Origin of the sequence: Streptomyces sp. NBC_00448 (genome assembly GCF_036014115.1) — a bacterium.
In the GTDB taxonomy this organism is placed as follows: Bacteria; Actinomycetota; Actinomycetes; order Streptomycetales; family Streptomycetaceae; genus Actinacidiphila.
The window spans coordinates 1,441,090-1,457,229 of the sequence record NZ_CP107913.1; the positions used below are offsets into that span (position 1 = coordinate 1,441,090).

Below are 16,140 nucleotides of genomic sequence, written 5' to 3' on the forward strand. Positions count from 1 at the left end.
GCCACCTACGGACCGCAAGGTCCCGTGACGGCAGAACGGGGCGGCCCGGCGGGTCAGGGCCCCCAACGGGAGCGGGCCCGGACACCCTTCGGGCCGACCTGGGAACCGCTGGCTGCGGCTCGGCACCGAGGCCGTTGTCTACTGGGCGTCCGGGCCCTTCCCGGGTCACACCTGTCGATCGGGCGGCACTCCCCCCGCGTTCCGCGCCGCGGACGCTGGACCTGGCTGCCAGTGGCGGCGCGCGTGCGGCGCGGCGCCCCATGGCCCAGCGGTGTTCGACGCAACCGCGGAGAGCCCCCGGTCCGACGTCCTGTGGTGGACCTGGCCGAACCTACTCGCCCCCGACCAGCCACTGTCAACACCCCTGTGACCTGCGGACTCCCGGTAAATCAGCAGGTCAGTGGCGAGGCACCGGCGCGACCGCGACACGCCGCCACCGGTCCACCGCACACCGTTCGGCCGCATCCCGGAAAGCGCAGGTCACCCGTTCGGCGGGCGGTGGATCGTGCGGCCGGCGACGACCGTGCGCAGCGCGGTGGGCAGCGGCGTGCCGGGGGTGAGGTCGGGCAGGCCGGGGGTGCCGGAGCGGGGGTCGGTGGACCAGTTGGTGACGCGTTCGTCGGGGGTCTGCACGATCAGGTCGCCGACCTGCCAGACCGCGTAGTCGGCCGGGGCGCCGGGCACGAGCACGCCGGCGTCGTCGCGCCCGAGGGCGCGCCAGCCGCCGCGGGTGTGGGCGTTGAAGGCGGCGCGGGCGGAGATGCGGTGCTCGGGCGTGCGGTGGAAGGCGGCCGCGCGGACGGTGCCCCAGGGGTCGAGGGGGGTGACGGGGCTGTCGGAGCCGAGGACGAGCGGCACCCCGGCGCGGGTCATGGCGGCGTACGGGTTCAGCGTGCGGGCCCGCTCGCGGCCGAGGCGGGCCGCGTACATGCCGTCGTCGCCGCCCCAGGCCGCGTCGAAGGCAGGCTGCACGGACGCGATCAGGCCGTACTCCGCGAACGCGGCGATCGTCGCGTCGGTCATCGCCTCGGCGTGCTCGACGCGGTGCCGCAGGGCCCGTACGCGGTCCAGGCCGGCCGTGGAGGCCGCCGCACGCACTCCGTCGACCACGGCGGCCACCGCGGCGTCCCCGATGGCGTGGAAGCCCGCCTGGACCCCTGCCTGGGTGCACAGGGTGAGGTGGCGGGCGATGGTGTCGGCGTCGAGGTAGGTGACGCCGCGGTGGCTGCCGTGGTCGGCCTCCGCGTCGGGGCCGGTGTCGGCGTACGGATCGTGCAGCGCGGCGGTGCGGGAGCCGAGCGAGCCGTCCACGAAGAGGTCGCCGCCGGCGCCGACCGCGCCGAGGTCGCGCAGCCGCTCCAGGTCGGCCGGGCCGCTCACGGGCTCGGCCCAGTAGCCGTGCACGCGGGGGCCGGGTTCGGCGGCGGCGAGGGCGAGCAGGGCGGTGAGGTCGTCCTGCGAGGAGATGTCGGGGCCGGCGCACTCGTGCAGGCTGCCGATGCCGCGGGCGGCGGCGTGCCGGAGCGCGGCGCGCTGGGCGGCGGCGCGCTGGGCGGGGGTCACGGCGGCGTACGCGGCCGCGCGGGCGGCGTGGTGGGCGTCGCGGGTGAGCGGGCCGGCCGGGTGGTGGCCGGGCAGGTCGGCGGCGCCGGGCACCAGGTCGAGCAGGGCGGTGGTGACGACGGCGGAGTGCACGTCGGTGCGGGCGAGGTAGAGCGGGCGGCCGTGCACCGCCCGGTCCAGCTCCTCGCGGGTCGGCGGGCGGCCCTCGGGCCAGCGGGTGTCGTCCCAGCCGTGGCCGAGCAGCACCCGGTCCCCGGGGTGCGCGGCCGCGTATGCGGCGGTGCGGGCCAGCGCGTCCGCGAGGGTGGGAGCCGCGCCGAGGTCGAGGCCGGTCAGGGCGAGGCCGGTGGCCGTGGTGTGCACGTGGGCGTCGACGAAGGCGGGGGTGACCAGCGCGCCGTCGAGCTGCACGACCTGGTCCACGCCGTCGGCGAAGGAGTCGGCGGCGCCTTCCGAGCCGACCCAGGCCACCGTGTCGCCGTCGACCACCATCGCGGTGGCGAAGGGGTCGGCGGGGCTGTAGACGAAGCCGCCGCGCAGCAGCACGGTGCGGCCGGCGGGGCCGTTCAGGTCGTTCGGGTCGGGGGTCGTGGTCGCCGCTGCGGCGGGGCGCTGGTGCATACGGCCAGTCTCCCCCGGCCCGGGCCGAGGTCAGATCCGGGGGGGCCTGGACTCATAGGCGGTGGACAGGACCACGGTGGTGCGGGTGGAGACGCCGGCCAGCGACCGTATCCGGGAGAGCAGGTGCTCCAGCTCGATCGGGGCGGAGACCCGCACCTTGAGGATGTAGTTCTCGTCGCCGGCCACGCTGTGGCACGCCTCGATCTCGGGCACCTCGGCGAGCCGGTCGGCGATGTCGTCGGGAGCGCTGGGGTCGAACGGCTTGACGGAGATGAACGCGGTCAGCGACAGGCCGACCGCTTCCGGGTCGATGACGGCCGCGTACCCGCGGATGACGCCGCGCTGCTCCAGCCGGCGCACCCGCTGGTGCACGGCCGAGGTGGACAGGCCGGTGGCCTTGCCCAGGTCGGTGTAGCTCATCCGCCCGTCGGCGACGAGCAGTTCCACGATGTGCCGGTCCAGCTCCTCCACAGCCGATGACCTTACCGGCACGGAGGGGTTCGCGGTCACGGGACGGCCGGGCTCGGGCTGGTCGGTCATGGCACCAGCATCCGGCGCAGGAAGGCGTTGCCGAAGGTGCCGTCGGGGTCGGTGGCCGCGACCAGCGCCTGGAAGTCGGCCATCCGGGGGTAGAGGCCGCGGACGGTGGCGGGGTCGGTGGTGGCGAGTTTGCCCCAGTGCGGGCGGGCCGCGTAGGGGGCGAGGGCGGCCTCGATCCGGCCGAGCACGGGGGTGACGGCGGCCGGGTCCTGGCGCCAGGTGAAGTGCAGGGCGACGGTGTCCTGCCCGTAGGCGGGGCTGAGCCAGAGCCGGTCGGCGGCGACGGTGCGGACCTCGCAGATCTGCAGGACCGGCGCGACCGTCTCGCGCAGGGCGGCGACGGCGGCGATCGCGGCGGTGGCGTGGGTGCGCGGCACGAGGTACTCGGACTGGAGTTCCTCGCCGCTGCTCGGGGTGAACTCGGGGCGGAAGTGCGGCAGCCGCTCGTGCCAGGGGCCCGGGGTGCCGTCCTGCGGGGTGCAGTGCACCGGGTCGACGCCGGGCACGGGGTGCAGCGGGCCGGGGGCGGGCGCGGTCCAGGGCAGTTCGGGTTCGGGGGTGCCGTCGAGCCGCTTGAGCCATATCTGGGTGAAGCGGTCGGCGCGCCAGTCGGTGAAGAGGCTGACGCTGTAGGCGGCGCCGGTGAGCGCGTCGAAGTGGGTGAGGGCGTCGTCGAGCGCGAGGCCGGTGCGGGTGGTCTGCCGGACCTGGAAGGTGGGCACCACATCGAGCGTGAGGTGGGTGGCGATGCCGAGTGCGCCGAGTGCGACGACGGCGCCGTCGAAGCGGTCGCCGTCCTTGTCGCGGCTGAGGCTGAGGGTGTCGCCGCCGGAGGTGACCAGGTCCAGGGCGGTCACCGAGGTGCCGAGCGAGCCGTTGGCGTCGCCGGAGCCGTGGGTGCCGGTGGCGACCGAGCCGGCCACCGAGATGTGCGGCAGGGAGGCGAGGTTGGGCAGCGCGAAGCCGTGGGCGTGCAGGTGCGCGGCGAGTTCGGCGTAGCGCACTCCGGCGGCGACACGGACGGTGCCGGCGGCGCTGTCGATGTCGATCTCGGCCGGGAGCGCGGTGAGTTCGACGAGATCGCCGTCGGTGTCGGCGATCTCGTTGAAGGAGTGGCCGCTGCCGAGCGCCTTGACCCGGCGGCCGCCGGCCACGATCGCGCGCAGCTCGTCGAGGGTGGCGGGGCGGTGCACGCGTTCCGCGGTGAAGGTGAGGTTGCCCGCCCAGTTGGTCCGCATGCCGTGCCACTCCCGCCCGCCGGCTCTCCGCCGGCACAACCGCGCTGGTCCCCGCCCTTTCGCCACCCTATAAGGCGGGTCGGCGGGGCACGGCCCGGGGCATTCCGGGGGCGTACGGGCGCATGGCGGGGGCGCATCCACCGCTCGCCGGGCGAGTGTGACGAAGGCCACACAGCGACCGTGCGGAGCACTCCGTATGGCGCGATTACCCGCGTAGCGCGGCGGGAAGTGCTCGCTATGGCCGCGTGCCTGATGCCGGGCCGGCCCAACGGAGGGCAACACCCAAGGGGGAACGCAGTATGCGTAACCATGTGCGACACAGCCGCAGCGTGCGGACGACATCGGCCGTCGCGGAGGGGCACGAACGCGACCTCGTGCTCGCCCCGGCGCCCGCCCCCGCGGCCGAGGACGCGGACCTGACCGACGGATACGACGACGCCGAGGAGCCGTACACCGAGGAGGACGGCGCCGACGAGGAGGGCGCCGACCTCGCCGATGTCGTACGGCTGGCCTGCCCGGACTGCGCGCGGCCGATCGCGGTGGCCGGCGACGACAGCGTGCTGCCGTCGCACGCGGTGTGCCCGAACCCCTGGCAGCCCTTCGGGCTGACCGTCTGCGCCGGTTCCGGCCGCGCGGTCGCCGACGCGGGGTCCCTGGAGCCGCTGGTGCTCGCCCCCGCGACCGAGCAGTTCACGGCCGCGCTCCCGCTCGACTGGCGTACGCAGCCCTTCTCCCACGTCGGCGGACCGGGCTCCCGCCCGATCCGCGTCCCCCTCCAGCGCGACGCCCACCCGCTCGCGGCCTAGGGGTAATCACCGCGAGCGCTGTCGACAAGGCCCACGGCGGGAAGCCGTATCCCCGCCGCGGGACGCTAGTCCCGGGACTCGGGTCCCACCAGGTGCCGGGCGATCACCATCCGCTGGATCTGGTTGGTGCCCTCGACGATCTGCAGCACCTTCGCCTCGCGCATGTACCGCTCGACCGGGAAGTCCGCGGTGTAGCCGTATCCCCCGAGCAGTTGCACCGCGTCCGTGGCGACCTGCATCGCGGTGTCCGTGCAGAACAGCTTCGCCATCGCCGCCCGCGCGCTGAAGTCCTGCCCGGCGTCGCGCAGTCGAGCCGCCGTCAGGTAGAGCGCGCGGCCCGCCTCGACCCGGGTGGCCATGTCGGCGAGCATGAACCGCAGCCCCTGGAAGTCGGCGATCGGGCGGCCGAACTGGCGGCGCTGCCCCATGTAGCCCACCGCGGCGTCGAGCGCGGCCTGCGCCACGCCAATCGCGCACGCGGCGATGCCCAGCCGCCCGGCGTCGAGCGCGGCCAGCGCGATCGCGAACCCCTGGCCCTCCTCGCCGATCCGCCGCTCGTCGGCCACCTCGACCCCGTCGAAGTGCATCTGGGCGGTCGGCGAGCCCTTCATGCCCATCTTCCGCTCGGGCGCGCCCGCGCTCAGCCCGGACGCGTCGCCGGGCACGAGGAAGGCGGAGATGCCGTGCGCGCCCTCGCCGCCGGTGCGGGCCAGCACCGTGTAGAAGTCGGCGACGCCGCCGTGCGTGATCCACGCCTTGGTGCCGTCGATGGTCCAGGAGTCGCCGTGGCGCACGGCCCGGGTGCGCAGGCTCGCCGCGTCGGAACCGGAGGTCGGCTCGGACAGGCAGTAGGCGCCCAGCAGTTCGCCGCCGAGCATCGCGGGCAGGTGGTCGGCGCGCTGCTGCTTGCCGCCGAACGCGGCCACCGCGTGGCAGGCCAGCGTGTGCACGCTGACACCGAGCCCCACGGTCAGGCGCGCGGCCGCCAGCTCCTCCAGCACCTGCAGGTAGACCTCGTACGGCTGGCCGCCACCGCCGTGCTCCTCGGCGTAGGGCAGGCCGAGCAGTCCGGAGCCCCCGATCAGGGCCATGGTCTCCCGCGGGAAGCGCCCGGCCTCCTCCTCGGAGTCCGCGGCGGGCGCGATGTCGCGCCGGGCCAGGTCGCGGGTCAAGTCGAGCAGGAAGCGGGCCTCATCGGTGGGCAGCTGCCTCTCGACCGGCTGCGGGCCTTGCTGGGGCATGACGGCACTTCCTCCCTGTGGGGTGGCGGCGGCCCCTCGCCTGGGTGTGGGGGAGCCGTCCGGTGAGAACTACCCCGATCCCGTCGCTGTCTCCCACGCCGGGTCGCGGCAATGGTGATCAACGGGTCCGGCGGATGGAGTATGCCGTACGGCGGCGTCCCCGTCACAGGCGATTCCCCGCCACAAGCCCCCCGGCGGGTCCGCAACCGCGCGGGCGGCCGACCGCGTCCCCTGGTTCGGTGCCCGGGTGGTCCGGGCGGTCGCGGGTGATCCTGGCGGATGCCGGCGAACGAAGCGGAAGGGCCACGTACGCTGCTGCGCATGGAGAGCTTGGGGGCGGCCGATCCCCGTTCGGTGGGCGGGTATCCGCTCTTCGCACGGCTCGGGGCGGGCGGGATGGGACAGGTCTACCTGGCCCGCACGGTCGCGGGGCGCCGCTGGCGCTGAAGACGGTCCGCGCGGAGTTCGGCCTGGACCCGGCGTTCGGCGAGCGGTTCGCCCGCGAGATCAGGAACGCGGACCGGGTGCGCTCGCCGTGGACCGCCGCCGTGGTCGACTACTCCCCCGTCGGCGCGAGTCCGCAGTGGCTGGCGACCGAGTACGTGGCCGCGCCGTCGCTGGCGGACTGGGTGCGCGAGCACGGGCCGCTGCCCGGCGACAGCGCGGCGGCGCTCGGCGCGGAGCTGTGCGAGGCCCTGCACGCGGTGCACCACGCCGGGCTCGCGCACCGTGACGTGAAACCGTCGAACGTCCTGCTGCCGCGGGCCCGTCCGCTGCTGATCGACTTCGGCATCGCCCGTGCCGCCGAGGACACCCGGCACACCAGCACCGGTGCGATGATCGGCTCGCCCGGCTACATGGCGCCCGAGCAGGCCGCCTCCGGGACCTCCGCGGAGCCCGGCGACCTGTTCTCGCTCGGCGCGGTGCTGGTCTACGCGGCGACCGGCCGCGGCCCGTTCAACCACCCCGGGGAGACCGCCTCGACGCCGGCGCTGCTGTACCGCGTGGTGCACGAGGAGCCGGACCTGAGCGGAGTGCCCGACGCGCTGCTGCCGGCGGTGACCGCGCTGCTGGCCAAGAGCCCCGCGGACCGTCCGACCGCGCTGGGGGCGGCCGAGTCGCTGCGCGGACCGGGCGGGGCGGCCGCCGCGCCGGCGCCCTGGTCCGGGCACCTGCCGCCGGGGCTGCCCGACGAACTGGCCGCCCGCGAGGAGGAGATGCGGGCGACGCTGGGCGATCCGCCGGCGCCCGACGCCGGCCCGGGCCCCGCCGAGCCGCCGGACAAGCCCGCGACGGCGCCCGCGCCCGCGGCCGCTCCGCCCGCGCCCGGCGCCCCGCCGGTGGCGGCCACCACGCCGTACGGTCCGGCGTCCACGACGTTCCGGCACCCGGCCTACCAGGGGCCGCCGGCGGCCACCGGGCAGCCGGCTCAGGGCCCGCTCGGGCAACCGCTCGCACCGCCCGCCCACGGCTCGCCCGGCGGCCCGAACCGCGGCGGGGGCCGGCGGACCACGGTCGTCGCCGCGGCGGCGGTCGCCGTCGTCCTGGTGGTCGTGGGCACCCTCGCGGTGCACCGCTGGCGGCAGCACACGGGCTCCGGCGACGGCTCGAACGCGGACGCGCCCACCACCTCGGCCACCGCGACCACGAACGGAACGGACGCCGCCGGCGGCTCCACCGGCAGCGGCGACTCCGGCTCCGGTTCGGGCTCCGATTCGGGTTCCGATTCGGGTTCCGATTCGGGTTCCGATTCGGGCGACAAGCTGCCCTCCTCCTGGATCGGCACCTGGTCCGGTGTCGGTCCCGGCCTGGCCTCGGTCACCGGGAAGACGAAGGTCACCCTCACCCTGACCGGCGGCACGCGCGGGAGCGTGGTCGGCAAGGAGGTCACCCACGTCGCCGCGCTGCTCTCCGGCCAGGACATCGGCTGCACCGACACGCTCAGCTTCAGCGAGCAGGAGGGCTCCACCGTGATCTTCCAGGCGGTGGCCAGCGCCCCGTCCGACCCGTCCAGCGGCACCGTGTGCGTCCAGGGCCGGATCTACACCCTCAGTATCGACCGCGGCGGCGACACGCTGCGGCTCGCCGACTTCAGCGGCGGCCGGTCGCTGGGTGCGCCCGACACGTTCACCAAGCAGAACTGACCGGCCGTCACGGGCCGGCCACCGGCCCGCCGGCCAACCGATCGGCTGCCGGCCCGGCCGGGCTCAGCTGGCGTCGGCGAGCAGGAGGGTCCCCAACTGCTCGGGCGGGGCGGGGCGTCCGTAGAACCAGCCCTGGCCGGTGTCGCAACCCAGGTCCCGCAGGTAGTCGGCCTGGGCGCTGGTCTCGACGCCCTCGACGGTGACGGACAGGCCGAGGCCGTGCGCGAGGGAGACGATGCCCTCGACGATCTTCAGGTCGACCGGGTCGGCGGGGTGGTGGCTCATCCCCCGGGAGAAAGCGCGGTCGAGCTTGAGCACGCTGACGGGCAGCCAGCGCAGCGAGGAGAGGTTGGAGTAGCCGGTGCCGAAGTCGTCCAGGGCGATCTCGACACCCAGGTCGGCGATCCGGCGCAGCGGCTTCAACGCGTCCTGGTCGGCGCCGATCAGCGCGCTCTCGGTGACCTCCAGGCAGAGCGACTCCGGGGCGAGCCCGCTGTCGTCCAGCACCCGGGTCACCTCGGCGACCAGGTCGGGATGGTGCAACTGGATCGGCGAGAGGTTGACGTTCACCCGGGGGGCGCGTGCGCCGTGGTGGTTGCGCTGCCACACCTCGGCCTGCCGGACGGCCTGCTCCAGCACCCAGCGGCCGAGCGGCACGATCTGCCCGGTGTGCTCGGCGAGCGGGATGAACCGGTCCGGCCCGAGCACGCCGTGCACCGGGTGGCCCCAGCGGACCAGGGCCTCCGCGCCGTGCACGACGCCGTCGCTGAGCCCGATCAGCGGCTGGTACTCCACGAAGAACTCGCCGCGCTCCAGGGCGCCCGGCAGCCGGTTGGTGAGGCTGTGCCGGGTGATCGCGCGGGCGTCGGCGTCGGGGTCGGCGACCTCGTAGCGGTTGCCGCCCAGTTCCTTGGCCCGGTACATGGTGATGTCGGCGCTGCGCAGCACGTCGGCGGCGGCGTGCGAGGCGGTCGGGGTGAGCACGATGCCGATGCTGCCGTGCACCGGCAGTTCGCGGCCGTCGAGGAGCACGGGCGCGGACAGCGCGGACAGGATGCGGCCGGCCAGATCGGTGACGGCCTCCAGGCTCGGCGGGTCGGTGTAGAGGGCGACGAACTCGTCGCCGCCGATCCTGGCCACGAGCTGGTCGGGCGTGGTCAGGCAGTCCCGCAGCCGCTCGGCGACGGCGACCAGGAGTCGGTCGCCCACGGCGTGGCCGAGGCTGTCGTTGACCGCCTTGAAGCCGTCGAGGTCGAGGTAGCACAGGCCGATCCGGCGGCCCGGGCCCGTACCGCCGCCGTCAGTGGAGGCGGGGGCGCCGGTCGCGGGGGCGGCTGCGCGGTGTGAGCGGTCGCCCGGTGTGCCGCCGTCGGCGCCCTGCTCGGGCGGAGCGGGGGCGGCCGTCGCGGCGGACACCACGGGCGCGTCGGTCTCGGCTGTCGCGGCGAGTGCCTGGTCGAGCCGTTCGAAGAACAGGGCACGGTTGGGCAGGCCGGTAAGGGCGTCGTGGGTGGCCTCGTGGCGCAGCCGGTGCAGCAGCCGGCGGCGCTCGGTGATGTCCTCGAGCAGGGCGAGTTGGTACTGGGGGCCGCCGGTGGCGTCGCGGAGCAGGGAGACCTGGAGGTTGGCCCACAGCACGGAGCCGTCGGCCCGGGGGTACGCCTTCTCGATGTGGTAGCCGTCGCGTTCGCCGCGCACCAGTTCGCCGTTGAGGGCGCCGGTGGTCGCCGCGTTGTCGGGGTGGGCCCACTCCGAGACGGTGCGCTGCATGACGTGCTTCTCGCCGCCGAACATCCGGCTGAGCGCGTCGTTGACCTCCACGACGCGGCCGTCCAGGTCGGCGATGCCGATGCCGACGGCGGCGCCCTCGAAGACCGCGCGGAAGCGGGCCTCGCTGGCGGCCAGCGCGCGTTCGGCGTCGGCCTGGGCGGCCAGCGCGGCCCGGGAGATGGACTCCTGCTCGTTCAGGGTGCGTTCGCGCAGCGCCTGGGAGAACCCGACGGCGACGGCGTGCTGGAGGCGGGAGCAGCGGGCGCGCGCCTCGTCGGCGGGCAGGCCGCCGCCGGGCGGGCAGTACAGCACGAGATAGGCGTCGATGATGCCGAGGATGCTGGGCAGCGCCTCGGGGTCGGTGCAGTGCGCGCCGACCAGGGCGGCACCGACCGGCACGGCGGCGCGCGGGTCGAACCGGTCGGCGCTCAGCGCGTCGCTGAGCACGCGGGCCAACGGCCTCAGGTACGACTCCAGTTCGGCCCGCGTCATGGAGGTGGCGGTCAGCGGGTAGACCGCGCGGCCCCATATGGCGGCGAACCGGCGCAGGCTGTCCTCGGCCTCGGCCTCGGCTTCCGCTTGCGCGGAACCCTCCGTCCCAGCGTGGGCTTCCACTTCGGCGGCGGATTCCACCTCGGCGCCCGCCTCCGCCTCGGCAGGGCCTGCCGTCCGGGCGGTGTCTGCCGTCCCTGCGGGCACCGCGGTCGCCGCTCGGGCTCTGTTTGCGGCGGTGACCCCGCTTCCGTCGACGGCTCCGGTGGCGCCGGACGCTCCGATTTCGGCCGCGGCGGCGCTCCCGGACGCGCTCGTGGTCACGCTCCCGGACGCGGCGGCCGGCTCGCTGCCGGTCTGCCGCGCCGCGTCCCCGGCCGCGGCCGGCTCGGCGGTCACGCCTTCAGCCCCACACCGGCGAGACCGTGCAGCACCGACGGGTCGTCGTCGTCGGCCGGCGGGGTGTCGGGCCGCCAGAAGGGCAGCGGCACGATGCCCGGCTCCACGATGTCGAAGCCGTCGAAGAAGGGCTCCAACTCGGCGGCGGTGCGCATGATCAGCGGGGTGCTGGTGCGCTGGTAGACCTTCTGGACGCCACGCTGACCGGCCGGGGTCGGGCCGTACTCGACGGTGGCGTGGGTGATGACCATGACGCTGCCGGGGGCCAGCGCGTCGCGCAGGGTGGCGATGAGTTCGGCGGGGCGGTCGTCGTCGGTGAGGAAGTGGACGACGGCCACCAGCATCAGCGCGACCGGCCGGGACAGGTCGAGCAGCCTGCCGGTCTCGGGGGCGTCGAGGATCGACCGGGGGTCGCGCAGGTCGGCGGCGACGATCGTCGCGTCGTCGTTGCCGTCCAGGACGGCGCGGCTGTGGGCGACCGCGACCGGGTCGTTGTCGACGTAGACGACGCGGGCGCCGGGGTGGCCGGCCTGGGCGACCTCGTGGACGTTGCCGAAGGTGGGGATGCCCGAGCCGATGTCGAGGAACTGGGTGATCCCGCGGTCCAGGGCGAAGTCCACCGCCCTGCGCATGACGGCTCGGTTGGCCTGGCCGATCTTGGGTATCCCCGGCAGCGCGCTGAGCGCGACCCGAGCCGCTTCCCGGTCGACCTCGAAGTTGTGCGAGCCGCCCAGGAAGTAGTCGTAGATCCGGGACACGCTCGGCACGGTGATGTCGATGCCTTGCGGGGCCCAGGACGGTCGCTCGGTCACGGTCGGTGTCTCCAGGTCGGGGGGAGTGCGGACACGGCAGGCGGGCACGGCCGGATCGGGCAGACTCCCGGATGCTCAACCGAGGTTACTGATCACATGTTCGGAGTGAAGCACATAACCGGAAAAGCGAGGTCCGTTTTGGTCGGCTACCACCGGCATGTGCATATGCGAAAACGCGCACGTGCGGAGATGCGCACCCAGCCGAAAGGGCCCGTGGCGCAAGCGCGCCACGGGCCCGACCTCGGCCTTCGAGATCCGTGCGGATCAGTGCTGCGACCGGCGCGTCCGCCGGCCCTGACGGCTCAGCAGGCGCCCTCGTCCTTCCACACGCCCCACTCACCGGTGGTGCCGGGCTGCTCGTTCGTGGTCCACCACTGCGCGAGCCATTTGTGGCCGCCGTACGAGACCTCGGCGCCGCCGTTGTAGACCGCGGACGCGCTCCAGGCGGACACGCTCGCGCAGTCGCCGCCGCTCGGCGGGGTGGTGGGCGGAGTGGTGGGCGGCGTGGTCGGCGGATCGGTGGGCGGGGTGGCGCCGGCGAACTTCACCGAGTACTTGGCGAAGTCCCAGGCGCCCTGCGGAACCGAGCTGCACGTACCGGACGTGGTGCCGTTGTTGTCCGGCGGGGTGCACTGGCGGTCGCGGTTGAGCGACCAGAAGGTGAAGCGGCCCATGCCGTGGCTGGTGGCGTAGTTCAGCACGGTCTGGAAGTCCGCCTGGTAGAAGTACTCCCCCGAGTCGCTGCGGCCGTTCATGCCGGAGAAGCCCTCGTGGGCGTAGGCGGTGGCGGCGTCCCAGCCGAAGGTGCTCTGGAGCAGCCCGTTGAACGCGGTCAGGGCCGCGGTCTGGGAGGCGGCGCCGCTGAAGCCGCCGTCGAACGGCATGATGGAGAAGTTGTTCGGGGTGAAGCCGAGCGACTTGGCCTCGTTGAGCATCTGCTGGCCGAACCAGCCGGTGCCGGCCGCGGTGCCCGCGGTGGTGACCGAGATGTAGATGCCGGGGTTGTTCTGCTGCAGGATCTGGGCGGCGCCCAGCTCGTTGGCGACCGCCGCGGTGTTCTCGTACTCCGGCTCCTCCAGGTCGAAGTCGATCGCCTTGAGCTGGTACTTGGTGACGACCTGCTGGTACGCGGCCGCGGTCGAGGCCGCGTCGGAACACGCCTGGCCGAGCTTGGTGCCGCCGTAGCCGCCGATCGAGACGGAGACGTCGCCGCCCTTGGCGCGGATCGCGGCGATGGTGTTCGCGACCGAGGTGTCCGAGGAGACCGCGTTCGTGCCACCCCAGGTGGGGCTGCAGCCGCCGCCGTTGGGGGCGAGGATGAAGGCGAGTTGGAACGCCTTGAGCCCGGTGGCGTCCATGATCGCGGTGGCGTCCGGCGGGTCGTTGTCCAGCGGCATCAGATAGGGCGCGGCGGCGTACCAGTTGTTGCCGAGCGCGCTCGCGGTGGGTGCCGCGCCGGCCTGGCCGGTGCCGAGGGCGGCGGCGGTGCCCAGCCCGGCGACAGCGAGCACCGCGGCGGCCACTCCCGTGCCGAGGGCTTTGAGACGGTTCACGTCGGACCTCCTGTGGGGGAACGTGGCAGCAGGGTCCTGCGATGATCCGAACACGTCAATAGGTTGGTCCAGACCTTTGGGTCAACCCACAAATTGGTCTCTACCAGTTGGACCACGCGAAAGGGCCCCGACCCCGCGGAAGACGCGGGACCGGGGCCCTGGAACTGTCGTGCCGTCGAACCGTCAGCTGTGGAGCCGTCAGCCGTCCAGCCGTGAGCCGGACTCAGACGACGCCGACGGAGGCGAGCGCGCGCTTCTGCCCGGGGCTCGGCTTCGCCGGGAAGTACAGGTACACCACACCGCCGGAGCCGGAGCCGACCGAGCCGCTCGCGGTGATCCGCTTCGTCCGCAGCCACACCGTCTCGAACTGGGCGCGCTTGTAGACGTTGCGTACCGCGGTGTCGCTCTCGCTGGCCGGGTCGTTCATGATCACGTCGCCCTCGGCGGTGAAGCCGACCATGCACATCAGGTGGCCCGAGGTGCTGTAGTTGGACCCGTCCAGCTCGCTGGCCAGGAACGACTGGGACGTTATCACCGGGATGCCGGCCTTGATCAGCCGCTCCGCGTCGTTGAGCGAGTGCAGCTGGGTGACGACGCCCTGCATGTCCTTGTACGTGGCCGCGTAGGCCGCGTTGAACGGCCAGTTGCCGCAGCCCTCGTACTGGTAGTCGTACGTGTAGCGGGCGCCCTGGTCGACCTGCGGGTCGGCGTAGGAGGGGTCCACCCAGGCCAGGTCGGCCGCGGTCGGGCCGCGTCCCCAGTACTCGATGCACATGGTGGACGAGGTGGGGCTGCACCACGCCTCGCCGCCGTTGTCGTACTGCGGGTACTGGCCCTTGTGGATGTCCTGCGAGTAGCGCGGCACCGGCAGTTCGACGGCGCCCTTCAGGCTCGGCACGGACGCGGGCACCGTGTAGCGGTCGGGGACGTTCGAGGCGAACGCGCCGACCCGCCACACGGTCGGGGTGTCGTGGCTGCCGGGCTTGCGGTAGAGGGTGACCCGCAGCCGGTAGGAGGCGAGCAGCTTGCCCGCACTGGCGTCGTCGATCGAGAACGTGTCGGTGTAGATGCTGCTGGTGTCGTCGCCCTGGTCGTCGACGGAGGTGCGGCGGATGTCCTCGTCGCTGTCGCCGGCGGTCCAGCGGCCCATCACGTAGGCCGGGGTGGCGGTGCCGTCGGTGTACGTGCCCAGCAGCTCCACCTGAATCCAGGTGCCCGCGGGCGTCTGCGCGTTCCACGAGGAGACCAGCTCGGTGGCGGGGTGCGGGAGCTTGCGCGCCGGCGACGTCCAGGAGGCGTACTCGTACGTGGCGGTCTTGCCGGTGTGCGGGTCGGTGTAGTCCGACGTGCCCGCCGGGCGGACGATCCGCACCCCGGGGCGGGAGCCGGGCACCGGGAGGGTGCCCTGGTGCTCGCCGAACAGCCAGTCGGGGTAGGTGCTCCAGCCGTGGTAGTCGACCGGCGCGGGGTCGGTCGCGGCGGCGCCGCCCTTGCCGCCGCTGTGCGCGGCCCGCCCCGCGGCGGTCCCGGTGCCGGCCGGCGCGGCGGCCGGGGCGGCGGAAGCGGTCTGCGCGTTCGAGGCGGCGACGCCGGCCGCGGCGGCGAGCGCGGCGGTCAGCACGGCACGCCGGGGCGCGTTACTGGTCATGATGGGTGGTACCTCGGTTCCCCTCGACGTGAACGGGAGATGGCCCGTCCGGGCCCTGCTGGGGCACGGTGGGTGCCGACCACTATCGTCGCTGACCGGGTCGTTCCACCAGGGGTGCCGTGTTCCCAGACCGATCAATATTGGACTGGACCACTGGCGGTCACCCGGGAAGAACCACCAGGTCACGCCCGGTCAGATTGAGCCGCTCGCCGCCTTCTTCGGTGCACACCGCGATGTCCTCGATGCGCGCGCCGAACCGACCGGGCAGGTAGATCCCCGGCTCGACCGAGAACGCCATCCCCGGCTCCAGCGGCCGCGCGCTGCCCGTCACGATGTACGGCTCCTCGTGGGTCTCCAGGCCGATGCCGTGGCCGGTGCGGTGGATGAAGTGCTCGCCGTACCCGGCCGCGGCGATCCGGTCCCGGCCCACCGCGTCGAGCTGCTCCGCGGTGATCCCGGGGCGCACCGCGTCCGTCTGCGCGGTCTGGGCGGCGAGCAGCACCTCGTACAACTCCCGGAACGCGGCGGGCGGTTCACCGACCGCGTAGGTGCGGGTGGAGTCCGAGCAGTAGCCGTCGGGGGTGGTGCCGCCGATGTCCACCACCACCGGGTCGCCGGACTTCACCACCCGGTCGGAGACCTCGTGGTGCGGGCTGGCGCTGTTCGGTCCCGAGCCGACGATCACGAAGTCGACGGTGGCGTGGCCGGCCGCGATGATCGCGTCGGCGATGTCCTTGCCGATCTCGCGTTCGGTGCGGCCGGGCCGCAGCCACTCGCCGATCCGGCGGTGCACCCGGTCGATCGCCGCGCCCGCCCGGCGCAGCGCCTCGACCTCGGCGGGGCTCTTGCGCATCCGCAGCACCGACAGCACGTCACCGGCCAGGCCCGCCTGCGCGGCGGGCAGCGCGGCCTGGAAGGCGAGCAGCTTCTCGGCCCACATGTGGTTGTCGACCGCGAAACGGGTGACGTGCGGCGGCAGCCGCCGGGCGATCATCGCGTACGCGTCGTCGGTCTCGGCGAAGCCGGTGATCTCCACGCCGAGGGCGCCGGCCGGGGATGCCTCGGCGGCCGCCTTCTCCAGCTCGGGCACCACCAGGAACGGGTCGCCGGCCGCCGGCAGCACCAGGCACGTCAGCCGTTCCAGCGGCAGGGCCTGATACCCGGTCAGATAGCGGAGGTCGGCGCCCGGGGAGACGAGGAGGGCGTCCAGCCCGGCGTCCTCGGCGGCCTGGCGGGCCCGGGCCAGTCGCTCCGGCGGAAACAGTTCGGCTGCGCCGGCCTTGCCGGTGGATTCGCTCACCCCCCTACGGTAG

At 74.1% G+C, this 16,140-nt stretch carries 12 protein-coding genes; 3 read left to right on the top strand and 9 right to left on the bottom strand.

Annotated elements, in window-relative coordinates; translation table 11 throughout:
* Nucleotides 1–480: 480 nt before the first annotated feature.
* From OG370_RS06055 to OG370_RS06065, 3 genes are all read right to left on the bottom strand, one after another.
* Nucleotides 481–2,184, bottom strand: a complete 1,704-nt coding sequence (locus OG370_RS06055; RefSeq protein WP_328461374.1) for an amidohydrolase — start codon at nt 2,182–2,184, stop codon at nt 481–483.
* A gap of 30 nt (nt 2,185–2,214) precedes the next feature.
* Nucleotides 2,215–2,655, bottom strand: a complete 441-nt coding sequence (locus OG370_RS06060; RefSeq protein WP_328473841.1) for an Lrp/AsnC family transcriptional regulator — start codon at nt 2,653–2,655, stop codon at nt 2,215–2,217.
* A gap of 65 nt (nt 2,656–2,720) precedes the next feature.
* A complete protein-coding gene (locus OG370_RS06065) occupies nt 2,721–3,962 on the bottom strand; it encodes a D-arabinono-1,4-lactone oxidase (RefSeq protein ID WP_328461376.1) in 1,242 nt (413 codons plus the stop codon).
* A gap of 299 nt (nt 3,963–4,261) precedes the next feature.
* On the opposite strand from OG370_RS06065, the gene OG370_RS06070 reads away from it, so the two are divergent.
* Complete coding sequence (locus OG370_RS06070; protein ID WP_443060621.1) at nt 4,262–4,768, top strand: hypothetical protein; 507 nt, start codon at nt 4,262–4,264, stop codon at nt 4,766–4,768.
* A gap of 65 nt (nt 4,769–4,833) precedes the next feature.
* Here OG370_RS06070 and OG370_RS06075 read toward each other — a convergent pair whose 3' ends face one another.
* Complete coding sequence (locus OG370_RS06075) at nt 4,834–6,009, bottom strand: acyl-CoA dehydrogenase family protein (RefSeq protein WP_328461380.1); 1,176 nt, start codon at nt 6,007–6,009, stop codon at nt 4,834–4,836.
* Nucleotides 6,010–6,330: 321 nt separating this feature from the next.
* Here OG370_RS06075 and OG370_RS06080 point away from each other — a divergent pair, with 321 nt between their 5' ends.
* Both OG370_RS06080 and OG370_RS06085 read left to right on the top strand, forming a co-directional pair.
* Entirely contained in the window at nt 6,331–6,456 is a 126-nt protein-coding gene (locus OG370_RS06080) for a hypothetical protein (protein WP_328474892.1), read from the top strand.
* A 23-nt stretch (nt 6,457–6,479) separates the two neighbouring features.
* Nucleotides 6,480–8,153, top strand: coding sequence for a serine/threonine-protein kinase (locus OG370_RS06085; RefSeq protein WP_328473843.1), 1,674 nt, complete (start codon nt 6,480–6,482; stop codon nt 8,151–8,153).
* Nucleotides 8,154–8,216: 63 nt separating this feature from the next.
* Here the strand turns inward: OG370_RS06085 and OG370_RS06090 are convergent, their stop codons facing one another.
* The 5 genes from OG370_RS06090 to OG370_RS06110 form a co-directional block, all read right to left on the bottom strand.
* The gene (locus tag OG370_RS06090) at nt 8,217–10,538 is read right to left on the bottom strand and encodes a putative bifunctional diguanylate cyclase/phosphodiesterase (RefSeq protein ID WP_328473845.1); all 2,322 of its coding nucleotides are present in this window, start codon (nt 10,536–10,538) and stop codon (nt 8,217–8,219) included.
* A 272-nt stretch (nt 10,539–10,810) separates the two neighbouring features.
* On the bottom strand, nt 10,811–11,626 hold the full coding sequence (locus OG370_RS06095; RefSeq protein WP_328461382.1) for an SAM-dependent methyltransferase: 816 nt from the start codon (nt 11,624–11,626) through the stop codon (nt 10,811–10,813).
* A gap of 302 nt (nt 11,627–11,928) precedes the next feature.
* Nucleotides 11,929–13,179, bottom strand: a complete 1,251-nt coding sequence (locus OG370_RS06100) for a carbohydrate-binding protein (RefSeq protein ID WP_328461385.1) — start codon at nt 13,177–13,179, stop codon at nt 11,929–11,931.
* 223 nt (nt 13,180–13,402) lie between these two features.
* Nucleotides 13,403–14,827, bottom strand: a complete 1,425-nt coding sequence (locus tag OG370_RS06105) for a C39 family peptidase (protein WP_328461387.1) — start codon at nt 14,825–14,827, stop codon at nt 13,403–13,405.
* Nucleotides 14,828–14,987: 160 nt separating this feature from the next.
* Nucleotides 14,988–16,127 (bottom strand): M24 family metallopeptidase, encoded by a 1,140-nt coding sequence (locus OG370_RS06110; protein WP_328461389.1) that lies wholly within the window; start codon nt 16,125–16,127, stop codon nt 14,988–14,990.
* Nucleotides 16,128–16,140: the final 13 nt, after the last annotated feature.

Bases quoted from the DNA above. Each gene is read 5' to 3' on its own strand.
- OG370_RS06055 (WP_328461374.1), bottom strand. From the start codon at position 2,184: ATGCACCAGCGCCCCGCCGCAGCGGCGACCACGACCCCCGACCCGAAC.
- OG370_RS06105 (WP_328461387.1), bottom strand. From the start codon at position 14,827: ATGACCAGTAACGCGCCCCGGCGTGCCGTGCTGACCGCCGCGCTCGCC.
- OG370_RS06070 (WP_443060621.1), top strand. From the start codon at position 4,262: ATGCGTAACCATGTGCGACACAGCCGCAGCGTGCGGACGACATCGGCC.
- OG370_RS06080 (WP_328474892.1), top strand. From the start codon at position 6,331: ATGGAGAGCTTGGGGGCGGCCGATCCCCGTTCGGTGGGCGGGTATCCG.
- OG370_RS06065 (WP_328461376.1), bottom strand. From the start codon at position 3,962: ATGCGGACCAACTGGGCGGGCAACCTCACCTTCACCGCGGAACGCGTG.
- OG370_RS06075 (WP_328461380.1), bottom strand. From the start codon at position 6,009: ATGCCCCAGCAAGGCCCGCAGCCGGTCGAGAGGCAGCTGCCCACCGAT.